The following is an 11,710-nucleotide window of genomic DNA, read 5'->3' as shown; positions in this document are numbered from 1 at the left end:
GGGTGCGGCAGCTGACCGGCGCCCGGCGGCGGGAGAGGTCAGTCGCCGGTGACGCCGTCGATGCGCTCGCGGACCAGGTCGGCGTGGCCGTTGTGCCGGGCGTACTCCTCGATCATGTGGACGTAGACCCAGCGCAGGTTGAAGATGCGCTTCTTCGGGCCCACCTCGGTGAAGGTCTCGTCGAGGGAGCGGCCGGCCGCGGCGGCGCGGGCCAGTGCGACCTCCCGGTGCCAGGTGGCGAAGTCGGCCTCGGCGTCGGCGTTGCTGACGTCGTGGTCGGCGTCCGGGTCGTCCGGGGTGAAGTAGGGGTAGTCGACCTTCTCGCCGGCGAAGTTCTCCCGGAACCACCAGGCCTCCACCTCGGCGAGGTGGCGGACCAGCCCCAGCAGGGTCAGCCCGGACGGCTCCACGCTGGGTGTGCGCAACTGCTCGGCGGTCAGCCCGGCGCACTTGAACAGCAGGGTCTGCCGGTGGTAGTCCAGCCAGCCCTCCAGCATGGTGCGCTCGTCGCCGACGGTGGGTTCGGGGGTCCGGTCGATCTGCGGTGCTCTCCAGGTCATCCCGACATCCTGGTCGTCGGGTGCGACGCCGGCGAGTGGTTATCAGGGCACCACGACGACCGGCCACCGGCCGGTGCGGACCAGCCGGGTGGCGACCGAACCGACCAGGCGGTGGCCCGCCTGCTCCGACGCCCCGACCACCACCAGGTCCGCCCGGGTCTCGTCGGCCGCCTCGCACAGTTCGGTGTACGCGTCGCCCCGCCGGCAGAGGAAGGTGATCGGCAGGCCGAACTCCTGCGCGCCCTGCCGGCACTCCCGGCGCAGCTCGGCGACCAGCTCGTCGTGGGTGCGCTGCATCGCGCCGGCGTCCACGCCGGGGATCAGCGTGGTGAAGCCGGGCGGTGAGCTGACGAAAACGACGACCAGTGCGGAGCCCTGCCGGCGGGCCAGGCCGCTCGCGTACCAGGCGGCCCGTTCGGAGGTGCGGCTCCCGTCCACCCCGACGAGCACCACTCGGGGCCCGTCGGTGCCGCGCTCATAGGGCAGCGGGCGGGTCTGCGGGCCGTACTCCTCGCGGTCCACGGAGGTCCTCACGGTGTCACTCCTTGATGCCGGTCCGGACCATGGAGGCCCCGCCACCGGCCGCGACGGTCGACTCCCGCTCGACCTCGTCGGCCGGCGCGTCGCCGGTGTGCCGGCGCAGCGGCACTTCCTTGATGAAGCAGACCGCGATCAGCGCGATCAGCCCGAACGGTGCGGCGACCAGGAAGATGTCCCCGGCGCCGTGGCCGTACGCCGACTCCACCACCGCGCGGATCGGGGCGGGCAGGGTGTGCACGTTGGGCAGGGCGCCACCGCTGCCGGAGCCGGAGGCCGGGATGCCCAGGTGGGCCAGGCCGTCGGCGATGTAGCCGGTGACCTTGTGGCCGAGCACCGCGCCGAGCACCGAGACGCCGATCGCGCCGCCGAGGCTGCGGAAGAAGGCGACGGCCGAGCTGGCCGCGCCGAGCTCGTGCGCGCCGACGGTGTTCTGCACGGCCAGGACGAGGTTCTGCATGGTCATGCCGACCCCGATGCCGATCAGCGCCATGTAGCTGCTGAGCAGCCAGTAGTTGGTGTCCGCCCGGAGCGTGCCCATCAGCGCGAAGCCGAGGGTGAGCAGGGCCGACCCGGCGACCAGGTAGCGCTTCCAGTGCCCGGTGTTGGTGATGATCCGGCCGGTGAGCGTGGAGGAGATCAGCAGGCCGACGATCATCGGCAGGGTCATCAGGCCGGACATGGTCGGGCTCTGGCCGCGGCTGATCTGGAAGTACTGGCCGAGGAAGACCGAGGCGCCGAACATGCCGACGCCGACCGCGATGCTGGCGACCACGGCGAGGGTGATGGTGCGGTTGCGGAACAGGTGCGGCGGGATCATCGGCTCGCTGGCCCGGTTCTCCACCCGGACGGCGAGCACGCCGAGCAGCACCGCGCCGGCCACCATGACGGCGGACTGCCAGGAGATCCAGTCGTACCGGCTGCCGGCGAGGGTGATCCAGATCAGCAGCAGCGAGACGGCGGCGGTGATCAGGGTGGCACCCCACCAGTCGATCTTCGCCTTCCGCTTGACCACCGGCAGGTGCAGGGTCTTCTGGAGGACGACCAGGGCGAGGATGGCGAACGGCACGCCGACGTAGAAGCACCAGCGCCAGCCGAGCCAGGAGGTGTCCACGATCACGCCGCCGATCAGCGGGCCACCGATGGTGCCGACGGCCATCACCGCGCCGAGGTAGCCGCTGTAGCGGCCCCGCTCGCGGGGCGCGATCATCGTTGCCATGATCACCTGCGCCAGCGCGGTGAGGCCGCCGGCGCCCACGCCCTGGAGCACCCGGCAGGCGATCAGTTGCCCGGTGGACTGTGAGAGGCCGGCCAGCACGGAGCCCAGCACGAAGATGGCCAGGGAGAGCTGGACCAGGACCTTCTTGCTGGTCAGGTCGGCGAGCTTGCCCCAGATCGGGGTGGTCGCGGTGGTCGCCAGCAGCGTCGAGGTGACCACCCAGGTGTACGCGGACTGGCCACCCTTCAGCTCGGTGATGATCCGCGGTAGCGCGTTCGAGACGACCGTCGAGGAGAGGATGGCGACGAACATGCCCAGCAAGAGGCCGGAGAGGGCCTCCAGGATCTGCCGGTGGGTCATGTCGACGGCGGTCGCCCGGGTGGGCGCTGGCGCCTGGGTCATCGTGGCTGCCTCCGGTGGGAGTAGAGAAAGAGTTGCTTCGGGCAACCGTACGGCTTAGTTGCCTCGAGCAACAACTTGAGAAGCGGCGGCCTTGTTCCCGGTCCGACGGCTCAGCCCAGGCCCTCGTTGAACCGGCGCAGCAGTTTGGCGAACTCCGTCACATCCCGTTCGGACCAGTTGTCGAGCTTTTCCCGAAACTGCCCGAGGCGCGCGGACCGGGCCGCGTCGAACCGGTGCTGCCCCTCCTCGGTGAGCCGGAGCAGGGACGCCCGCCGGTCGGTCGGGTCGGGGTCACGACGGACCAGCCCCAGCCCCTCCAGCCCCTGGATCTGCCGGCTCAGCGTGCCCTTGCCGATGCCCAGCCGGGCGGCGAGGTCGGTCAGCCGGATCGAGTCGCACCGGCGCAGCCAGAGCAGCAGCCCGTACGCGTTCGGCTCCAGGTCGGGGTGCACTCCCCGGGCGATCTCCCAGGAGATCACCCGCCCACGGCGCAGCAGCGCGGTCACCTCGTGCTCCACCGCGCGTAGGATCTCCGGCTGCTGCTCGTCCACGGCACAGAGCGTACGGCGGCCGGCTCAGTTCCCGCCGGCCAGTCGCTGCCGGGCGACCTCGCGCAGGTGGCCGTCGCCGGTGGTGCCCTCGATCAGCACCTCGGCGGCGCGGCCGGTGTGCGTCAGGGTCGCCACCGCGTTGCCGAAGTACGGCCCGGCCAGCTTCCGCCAGCGCACGGTGGGCCGGCGTACCCCGGCGGAGCGCGCGAGGGCCCGGGTGGCCGCGGCCGGCCCGGGAGACCAGCCCAGCTTCATCAGCGGGCGCATTCCGGCCGGCACCTGGTTGTGGATCGGGGAGCAGGTCAGCTGGTGCACCGGGGTGCGCACCGAGGGGTCGTCGAACCGGGCCCGTGCCACGTACGAGTGATGCACGTCTCCGGAGAGCACGCTGATCGAGGCCGGCGGCGCGTACGCCGGGCCGGCGCCGACCCGCTCGCCCGTCCCGCCCGGGGCGCCGCTGCCGAGCCGGGCGAAGAGCGCGCCGAGCGCCTCGAAGGAACGGCTGAACGCGCCCCAGTGTTCCAGGTCACTGGCCCGGCGGAGCTGCTCGGACAGCTTCGCCAGCCACGGCCGGCGGGAGTCGGCGAGCCGCTCGTTCCATGCCTCGACGTGGTGGATGCCCGGGGGCAGCAACCAGGGCAGCGAGGCACCGACCACCAGATGGTCGTAGACCCCGTGCGCCCGGTCCAGGAACCAGGCCCACTCGCCGGGCGGCAGCATGGCCCGGTTGCCGGGTTGCAGCACCCGGCTGCACCGGTTGTCCAGCATCACCAGGCGGGTCCGCCCCAGGTCGAGGGCGTAGCTCCACTGGTAACTGCGGACGCGCCCGGGCGAGCGCGTCCAGTGAGCGGAGCGAGCCCCGCAGTCGGGAGCCGAAGACCAGCTCTGTTCGGTGTCGTGCACCTCGTCGGCCTCGGCGTCCACCCGCTCGCCGAACTCGCGCAGCACGTCGGTGGCGTCCTCGGCGGTGACCACCTTGGCGTAGAGCGGGTCGTCGGCGATCTCGTCCGGGGAGAGGTTGCCCAGGTGCTGGTAGACCCAGTACGAGGCGAGGCCACTGCGGATCCGCTCGGCCCACCAGGGCTGCCGGCGCATGTCCGCCCGCCAGGACGCGGAGGTGTTCCAGTCGTCGATGACCTCGTGGTCGTCGAAGATCATCACGCTCGGCACGGTGGAGAGCAGCCAGCGGATCTCCGGGTCGCGCCAGGACTCCAGATAGAGCTTGGTGTACTCGTCGAAGCTCACCACCTGCGTCGCCGGGGCGTCCTTCGGCCGCCGCCGGCGCCGCTTGAGCAGCTTGCGTACCGTGGGCGAGGTCACGTCGGCGTAGACCTGGTCGCCGAGCAGCATCAGCAGGTCGGGCCGGCCGGCCGGGTCCGGGTCGGCCATCAACCGCCGGGCGTACGCGTCGAGCGCGTCCGGGGGCAGCCGCCGGGTGGTGGCGTGCTGGGTCGCCTCCCGGCAGGAGCCGAAGATCAGCCTGACCGGCTGGTCCCGATCGTCCGCCGCCCGGGTGCGGATCACGCTGGCCGGGAAGCCGCTCTCCCGTACCGGCCAGGCGACCTCGCCGTCGAGCAGCACCTCGTAGCTGGTGGCGCTGTCCGGGGTGAGCCCTTCGACCACCACCAGCGCGTAGTGGTGGTCGTACGCGGAGAAGGTCGGCGCGGAGCCGGCGGCTCCGCCGGCCGTGCGAACGGTGACCACGGCGGGCGCATTGGTCTCGACCCAGACGGTGGCCCGCGTGCCGACGACCCGCCGCAGCAGGGGGCCGATGAGCAGGCGTGGGGCGGGCATGGCGAGACCTCCGAGGTGGGCGGACTTCAGCTTTACTACCCCGCCGGCGGTCGCCCCACTGCTGGCTGTGGCCGAGCCTACCGCCGGCGACGGCCGACGCCACGGGGTGCGGTCGATGAGACGCGGTCGCCGGCATCTGACAGGATTTCGGCATGACGGAATACCTCCTCGTCGCACTCGCCCTGCTCGGTGTGCTGATCCTCGGCGGCCTCAGCCTGGTGGTGCCCCGGCTGCGCCGGCGCCCCGAGCCGCCGCTGCCCGAGACCGAGGTCGAGACCCGGGCCGAGGAGGACCTCGCCGGTCCGCCCGTCGAGGCGCCCGAGGCCGAACTCTCCACCGGCGTCCTGGTCGAGCCGCCGCTGGTCGAGGTGCCCCCGGCGCCGCTGGAGGTGCCCGAGCCGACCGCCGGCCGGCTGGTCCGGCTGCGCTCCCGGCTGTCCCGCTCGCAGAACGCCCTCGGCAAGGGCCTGCTCGGCCTGCTCAGCCGCGACCACCTCGACGAGGACGCCTGGGAGGAGATCGAGGACAGCCTGATCACCGCCGACGTCGGCATCGACGCCACCCGCGAGATCGTCGACCGGCTGCGCGAGCGGACCCGGGTGCTCGGCACCCGGTCGGCCACCGAGCTGCGCGCGCTGCTCGCCGCCGAGCTGGTCAACGCCCTCGACCCGAGCCTGGACCGCTCCCTGCGGACCACCCCCAAGGACGGCCTGCCGGCGGTGCTGCTGGTGGTCGGCGTCAACGGCGCGGGCAAGACCACCACCTGCGGCAAGATCGCCCGGGTGCTGATCGCCGACGGCTGGACCGTCACCCTCGGCGCGGCCGACACCTTCCGGGCCGCCGCCGCCGACCAGCTGCAGACCTGGGGCGGCCGGGTGGGCGCGGAGACCGTCCGCGGCCCGGAGGGCGCCGACCCGGCCAGCGTCGCCTTCGACGCGGTCCGCCGGGGCATCGATGCCAGCACCGACACCGTGCTGATCGACACCGCCGGCCGCCTGCAGAACAAGATCGGCCTGATGGACGAGCTGGGCAAGGTCAAGCGGGTGGTGGAGAAGCACGGCCCGATCGACGAGACGCTGCTCGTCCTGGACGCCACCACCGGCCAGAACGGCCTGGAACAGGCCCGGGTCTTCACCGAGGTGGTCAATGTGACCGGGGTCGTGCTGACCAAGCTCGACGGCACCGCCAAGGGCGGCATCGTGATCGCCGTGCAGCGTAAGTTCGGCATCCCGGTCAAGCTGGTCGGGCTGGGCGAGGGCGCGGACGACCTGGCCCCGTTCGACCCGGCGCAGTTCGTCGACGCGCTGCTCGGCACCGAGCCGCTCGCCCGGGACGCGTAATCTCGCAGTGACGACTGACGATCGCGCGTTCGCCGGGTGGCGTGACCCTCGCCACGCGCCGCCGGCCCTGGGGAGACCGTACGTGACCTCGCAGGAGATCCCGCTGCACGGCGGGAACGTGAGCACCGTGGTCCGGGTCGGCGACACCGTCCGGCGCAACGCCGGCCCGTGGACGCCCTCCGTGCACGCCCTGCTGCGCCACCTGGAGTACGTCGGGTTCACCGGCGCCCCCCGTGCCCTCGGCATGGACGAGCGCAACCGGGAGGTCCTGTCGTACCTGGAGGGGGAGTGCGGGGAGTACCCGCTGGCCCCGCACTGGGTCACCGACGAGGCGCTGGTGACGGTGGCGACCATGCTGCGGATGTTCCACGACGCGCAGTACGGCTTCGCCCCGCCGCCCAGCGCGGTCTGGCGCTCGTTCGGCCCGCCCCCGCCGGACACCGAGGTCATCTGCCACCACGACGCCGCCCCGCACAACGTCATCTGGCGGCCGGACGGCACCCTCGGGCTGATCGACTTCGACCTCGCCTCGCCCGGCGCCCGGATCTACGACGTGGCGTACGCGGCTTGGACCTGGGTGCCGATCTTCTCCGACCGGGACTCGATCACGCTCGGCTGGAAGCACCCCGACCGGCCGCGCCGGCTGCGGCTCTTCGCCGACGCGTACGGGCTGATCCCGCGGGACCGGCACCGGCTGATCCGGACCATCCGCAAGCGGATCGTCGACCACGTCGAGGGGATCCGCCGGATGGCTGCGGCCGGTGAGCCGGCGTTCGTGCGGATCGTGCACAAGGGCCACCTCCGTCGCCCCCTGCGCGACCTGCGGCTGCTCGACTACGAGCGCCACGCCCTGGAGTACGCCCTCCGCTGAGGCTCTCTCCCCGCCCCTGCACGCACTTTCACGGAAAGAGTGGCTATTTCACCTGAAATAGCCACTCTTTCCGTGAACGAGGGCGGCTTGGCGGCGGTGCGGGGTTCTTCACACGCCGGAAACAACCCGTCACGCGCCGGAAATCGAGCGGTGTCGGTGAAGGAAACAGGGGGCGACCAAGCTTCCGCGCAACCGGCGTACGGGCGACGCTGCCCCGAAAGCCGCGAAGGAGGGAACTTCACCTTTAGGAGGCCAGCGTGCCTGAAGCACCGACGATCGACGGCGGCAACACCGTTTGGCTGCTGGTTTCGACCGCGCTCGTGCTGCTCATGACCCCGGGACTGGCGCTGTTCTACGGCGGGCTCAACCGGGCCAAGGGCGTGCTCAACATGATGATGATGAGCTTCTCCGCCATCGGGCTCATCTCGGTTCTGTGGTGGTTCTACGGTTTCAGCGTCGCCTTCGGGACCGACGTGAACGGCTTCTGGGGCGACCCCGGCGCGTACCTCGGCACCAGGACCTTCCTGGCCGAGACCGACCTGTGGGGCGCGACCGCGGAGAACCCCAGCGGCATCGGGGTCCCGCTCTACGTGTTCATGGCGTTCCAGATGGTCTTCGCCGTGATCACCGTGGCGTTGATCAGCGGCGCCATCTCCGACCGGGCCAAGTTCGCCGGCTGGCTGCTGTTCGCCTTCGGCTGGGCCACCCTGGTCTACTTCCCGGTCGCCCACTGGGTGTGGGGCGGCGGCATCATCGGCGGGAAGATCCACGCGTTGGACTTCGCCGGTGGCACGGCGGTGCACATCAACGCCGGCGCTGCGGCGCTCGCCCTGGCCCTGGTGCTCGGCAAGCGGCTCGGCTGGCCCCGGGAGGGCATGAAGCCGCACAACATCCCGCTGGTCGCGCTCGGCGCCGGTCTGCTCTGGTTCGGCTGGTTCGGCTTCAACGCCGGCTCGGAGCTGACCGTCGACTCGGTCGCCGGTCTCGCGTTCATCAACACCCAGCTCGCCACCGCCGCGGCGGTGCTCGGCTGGCTCGCGGTCGAATGGATCAAGGACAAGAAGCCGACCATGGTCGGCGCCTCCTCCGGCGCCGTGGCCGGTCTGGTCGCCATCACCCCGGCCTGCGGCTTCATCGCCCCGTGGGCGTCGGTCCTGCTCGGCATCGTCGCCGGTGTGGTCTGCGCCCTCGCCATCAGCCTGAAGTACAGGCTCGGCTACGACGACTCCCTCGACGTGGTCGGCGTGCACTTCGTCGGCGGCTGGATCGGCTCGCTGTGGCTCGGCCTCTTCGCCACCAACTCGGTCAACGGCGCGATCAGCGACGTGATCGGCGCCTCGGACGGCCTGTTCTACGGCGGCGGCCTGACCCAGCTCGGTCGGCAGGCGCTCGCCGGTCTGATCGTCACCGTCTGGTCGTTCGGCATCGCCTGGGTGCTCGCCTTCGCCATCGAGAAGACCATCGGCTTCCGGGTCCAGGCCGAGGACGAGGTCGCCGGCATCGACGTGGCTGAGCACGCCGAGAGCGGGTACGACCTGTCGTCGACCACCGGCAGTGCCGGCGGTGGGGCGTTCGCGATGGCCGGGCTGACCCCGGGCGCCCCGAAGCCGGCGCCGGACGAGGCCGACCAACCGGCCACCGAGCCGGTCAGCGAGAAGGTCGCCGGTTAACGTTCCTGGAATGGAGGGGTTGGACATGAAACTGGTGACCGCGGTCATCAAGCCGTACCAGCTGGACGCGGTGAAGGAGGCCCTGCACGCCCTCGGCGTGGCCGGCCTGACCGTCAGCGAGGTCCAGGGGTACGGGCGGCAGAAGGGGCACACCGAGGTCTACCGGGGTGCCGAGTACACGGTCGAGTTCCTGCCCAAGATCCGGGTCGAGGTGCTCACCGACGAGATGGACGTCGACAAGATCGTGGACGCGATCGTCGCCGCCGCCCGGACCGGCAAGATCGGCGACGGCAAGGTCTGGGTCACCGGGGTCGAGGAGGTCGTCCGGGTCCGTACCGGCGAGCGCGGCCTCGACGCCCTGTAACCGGAAGGGCCCCGCTGATGACCTCGTCGACCAGGAGCACCGCGTCGGACACCCCCGGATCCACTGACGCCAGCCTCCCGGTCGATGAGGTCGACGGCATCGGCGAAGCGGCCCGGGTCAGGCGCGCGGAAGGGTTCGACGCCTGGCTCGGGTCGCTGCTGCCGTCCCGGGACGGGATCGCGCTGGTCGCCGTCGGCGGCCTCGGGCGGCGGCAGTGCGCCCCGCACGGCGACCTCGACCTGGTGCTCCTGCACGCCGGGGTGCCCGGCGTCGACGAGCTCGCCGCGTCGCTGTGGTACCCCATCTGGGACGCCGGGGTGCGGCTCGACCACTCGGTGCGCACCCTCGCCGAGGCGCTCTCGGTGGCCCAGGACGACGTCAAGGTCGCCCTCGCGCTGCTCGACGCGCGCTTCGTCGCCGGCGACCGGGCGCTCGCCGACTCGCTCACCCGCACCGCCGTCGACCACTGGCGGCGCACCGCCGTCCGCCGGCTCCCCGCCCTGCGGGAGATCACCGAGAGTCGCTGGCGTACCCACGGCGAACTGGCCTTCCTGCTCGAAGGGGACCTCAAGGAGGCCGCCGGCGGGCTGCGCGACGTGGGCCTGCTGCGGGCAATCGCCGCCGCCGGCATCACCGACGCGCTGCGCCCCGCCGTGCGCGCCGCGCACCGGCGGCTGCTGGACACCCGCGACGCCCTGCACCAGCAGGTCGGCCGCCGGGTCGACCGGCTGGTCGCCCAGGAACGCGACGGGGTGGCCGGGCTGCTCGGCCTGCGACAACTCCAGCTCGGCGCGGCTGACGCCGGGCAGCGACCGGGAGTCGTCGTGGACGACGGCGACGCCCTGCTGCGCCGGATCGCCGGGGACGCCCGCACGGTCAGCCACGCCCTCGACGACGCCTGGCGGGCCGCCGACCGGCTGCGCTCCGGCCGCCGCCGCGGCGGCGACGGCCGCCCGGTGCGCCGGCCCGTCGCCCGGGACGTCGTCGAGCACGACGGGGAACTGGTGCTCGCCCGCACCGCCATCGGCGCCCGCCCCGACCCGAGCCTGGCGCTGCGGATCGCTGCCGCCGCGGCCACCACCCGGCTGCCGATCGCCCGGGCCACCTGCGAGTGGTTGGCCGCGTACTGCCCGCCGCTGCCCGCGCCCTGGCCGCCGGCCGCCCGCGCCGCGCTGATCACCCTGCTCGGGGCCGGTCCCGGCCTGGTGCCCGCCTGGGAGACCTGCGACCGGTACGGCCTGATCGACCGCTGGCTGCCCGAGTGGACCCGGCTGCGCAGCCTGCCCCAGCACAACCCGGTGCACCGGTTCACCCTCGACCGGCACCTGGTGCAGACCGCGTACGAGGCGAGCCGGCACACCCGCGCGGTGGACCGCCCCGACCTGCTGCTGCTCGGCGCGTTCCTGCACGACATCGGCAAGGGGCTGCCGGGCGAAGGCGCCGCCGGGCAGGTCGGCCGGCACGAGCCCGCCGTCGCGGACCACAGCGTCGTCGGGGCGCCGCTGGCCGAGGCGATCGCGGCCCGGATCGGGCTGCCCGAGGCCGAGGCGACGCTGATCGGCACACTGGTCCGGCTGCACCTGCTCCTGCCCGAGGTGGCCACCCGCCGCGACCTGTCCGACCCGAAGACCGTCGCCGGGGTCGCCGAGCAGGTCGGCGACCCCACCACCCTGGACCTGCTGCACGCCCTGGTCCGGGCCGACGCGGCGGCCACCGGGCCGGCCGCCTGGTCGGACTGGAAGGGGCGGCTGGTCGCCGAGCTGGTCGCCCGGGTGCGTACCGCGCTGGACACCGGCGCCCTGCCCGCGCCCCCGGCCCCGGACCCGGCGCTGGTGGCGGGGCCGCTGCCGGTCGTACACCTGGCGGAGGACCGGGTGGCGGTGGCCGCGGCGGACCGGCGCGGCCTGCTCGCGACGGTGGCTGGCTGCCTGGCCCTGCACCGGCTGGAGGTGCTCTCCGCGGACGCCTCCACGGTCGACGGCCGGGCCCTGGTCGAGTGCCGGGTGCAGCCGCGCTACGGCCTGGCGCCCGACCCGATCGCGCTCAGTGCCGACCTGCGGCGCGCCGTCAACGGGGATGTCTCGGTCACCCAGCGGCTGCGGGGCCGGGCCCTCGCGCCGCGGGGTGGGGGGGCCGCGCCGCGGGTGGTCTGGCACCGGGAGGCGGCCACCGACGCGGTGCTGCTGGAGCTGCGCGCCGCCGATGCGGCCGGCCTGCTCTACCGGGTCACCTGCGCCCTCGACGAGGCCGGGGCCCAGGTCCGGGCGGCCCGGATCTCCACCCTCGGCGGCGACGTGGTGGACGCGTTCTACCTCGTCGGCGGCTGGCCCTCCGACACCGACCGGGCCCGGCTCGAAGCCGCCGTCCTGGCCGCCGTCTGAGACCTTCCGCGCCGGCCGGAA

At 73.0% G+C, this 11,710-nt stretch carries 10 protein-coding genes; 5 read left to right on the top strand and 5 right to left on the bottom strand.

Annotated elements, in window-relative coordinates; genetic code table 11:
- Window positions 1-38 precede the first annotated feature (38 nt).
- The 5 genes from ABZ807_RS09025 to ABZ807_RS09005 form a co-directional block, all read right to left on the bottom strand.
- Window positions 39-560 (bottom strand): DinB family protein, encoded by a 522-nt coding sequence (locus tag ABZ807_RS09025; RefSeq protein ID WP_357154569.1) that lies wholly within the window; start codon window positions 558-560, stop codon window positions 39-41.
- A 42-nt stretch (window positions 561-602) separates the two neighbouring features.
- Window positions 603-1,094 (bottom strand): universal stress protein, encoded by a 492-nt coding sequence (locus tag ABZ807_RS09020; protein ID WP_357154568.1) that lies wholly within the window; start codon window positions 1,092-1,094, stop codon window positions 603-605.
- 4 nt (window positions 1,095-1,098) lie between these two features.
- Window positions 1,099-2,718, bottom strand: a complete 1,620-nt coding sequence (locus ABZ807_RS09015; RefSeq protein ID WP_357154567.1) for an MDR family MFS transporter — start codon at window positions 2,716-2,718, stop codon at window positions 1,099-1,101.
- Window positions 2,719-2,828: 110 nt separating this feature from the next.
- On the bottom strand, window positions 2,829-3,269 hold the full coding sequence (locus ABZ807_RS09010; protein WP_357154565.1) for a MarR family transcriptional regulator: 441 nt from the start codon (window positions 3,267-3,269) through the stop codon (window positions 2,829-2,831).
- A 24-nt stretch (window positions 3,270-3,293) separates the two neighbouring features.
- The gene (locus ABZ807_RS09005; RefSeq protein ID WP_357154563.1) at window positions 3,294-5,063 is read right to left on the bottom strand and encodes an alkaline phosphatase D family protein; all 1,770 of its coding nucleotides are present in this window, start codon (window positions 5,061-5,063) and stop codon (window positions 3,294-3,296) included.
- 152 nt (window positions 5,064-5,215) lie between these two features.
- Here ABZ807_RS09005 and ftsY point away from each other — a divergent pair, with 152 nt between their 5' ends.
- The 5 genes from ftsY to ABZ807_RS08980 all read left to right on the top strand — a co-directional run bounded on the left by ftsY (window position 5,216) and on the right by ABZ807_RS08980 (window position 11,689).
- Window positions 5,216-6,403: a signal recognition particle-docking protein FtsY gene (ftsY, locus tag ABZ807_RS09000; protein WP_357154560.1), complete on the top strand. Its 1,188-nt coding sequence runs from the start codon at window positions 5,216-5,218 to the stop codon at window positions 6,401-6,403.
- A 7-nt stretch (window positions 6,404-6,410) separates the two neighbouring features.
- Window positions 6,411-7,274 (top strand): aminoglycoside phosphotransferase family protein, encoded by an 864-nt coding sequence (locus ABZ807_RS08995; protein WP_357154558.1) that lies wholly within the window; start codon window positions 6,411-6,413, stop codon window positions 7,272-7,274.
- A gap of 257 nt (window positions 7,275-7,531) precedes the next feature.
- Window positions 7,532-8,944 (top strand): ammonium transporter, encoded by a 1,413-nt coding sequence (locus ABZ807_RS08990; RefSeq protein WP_357154556.1) that lies wholly within the window; start codon window positions 7,532-7,534, stop codon window positions 8,942-8,944.
- A 25-nt stretch (window positions 8,945-8,969) separates the two neighbouring features.
- Window positions 8,970-9,308 (top strand): P-II family nitrogen regulator, encoded by a 339-nt coding sequence (locus ABZ807_RS08985; RefSeq protein WP_170285500.1) that lies wholly within the window; start codon window positions 8,970-8,972, stop codon window positions 9,306-9,308.
- 17 nt (window positions 9,309-9,325) lie between these two features.
- Window positions 9,326-11,689: a [protein-PII] uridylyltransferase gene (locus ABZ807_RS08980; protein WP_357154554.1), complete on the top strand. Its 2,364-nt coding sequence runs from the start codon at window positions 9,326-9,328 to the stop codon at window positions 11,687-11,689.
- Window positions 11,690-11,710 lie beyond the last annotated feature (21 nt).

The sequence above is a fragment of the Micromonospora sp. NPDC047548 genome (assembly GCF_040642975.1).
GTDB lineage: Bacteria > Actinomycetota > Actinomycetes > Mycobacteriales > Micromonosporaceae > Micromonospora.
The sequence above is the reverse complement of the archived record's forward strand: the minus strand, read 5'-3'. Positions and strand labels throughout refer to the sequence as shown.

What these genes read in the sequence shown, in the direction of transcription:
- ABZ807_RS09025 (WP_357154569.1), bottom strand. Translation starts at nt 560, where the DNA reads ATGACCTGGAGAGCACCGCAGATCGACCGGACCCCCGAACCCACCGTC.
- ABZ807_RS09015 (WP_357154567.1), bottom strand. Translation starts at nt 2,718, where the DNA reads ATGACCCAGGCGCCAGCGCCCACCCGGGCGACCGCCGTCGACATGACC.
- ABZ807_RS09005 (WP_357154563.1), bottom strand. Translation starts at nt 5,063, where the DNA reads ATGCCCGCCCCACGCCTGCTCATCGGCCCCCTGCTGCGGCGGGTCGTC.
- ftsY (WP_357154560.1), top strand. Translation starts at nt 5,216, where the DNA reads ATGACGGAATACCTCCTCGTCGCACTCGCCCTGCTCGGTGTGCTGATC.
- ABZ807_RS08985 (WP_170285500.1), top strand. Translation starts at nt 8,970, where the DNA reads ATGAAACTGGTGACCGCGGTCATCAAGCCGTACCAGCTGGACGCGGTG.
- ABZ807_RS08980 (WP_357154554.1), top strand. Translation starts at nt 9,326, where the DNA reads ATGACCTCGTCGACCAGGAGCACCGCGTCGGACACCCCCGGATCCACT.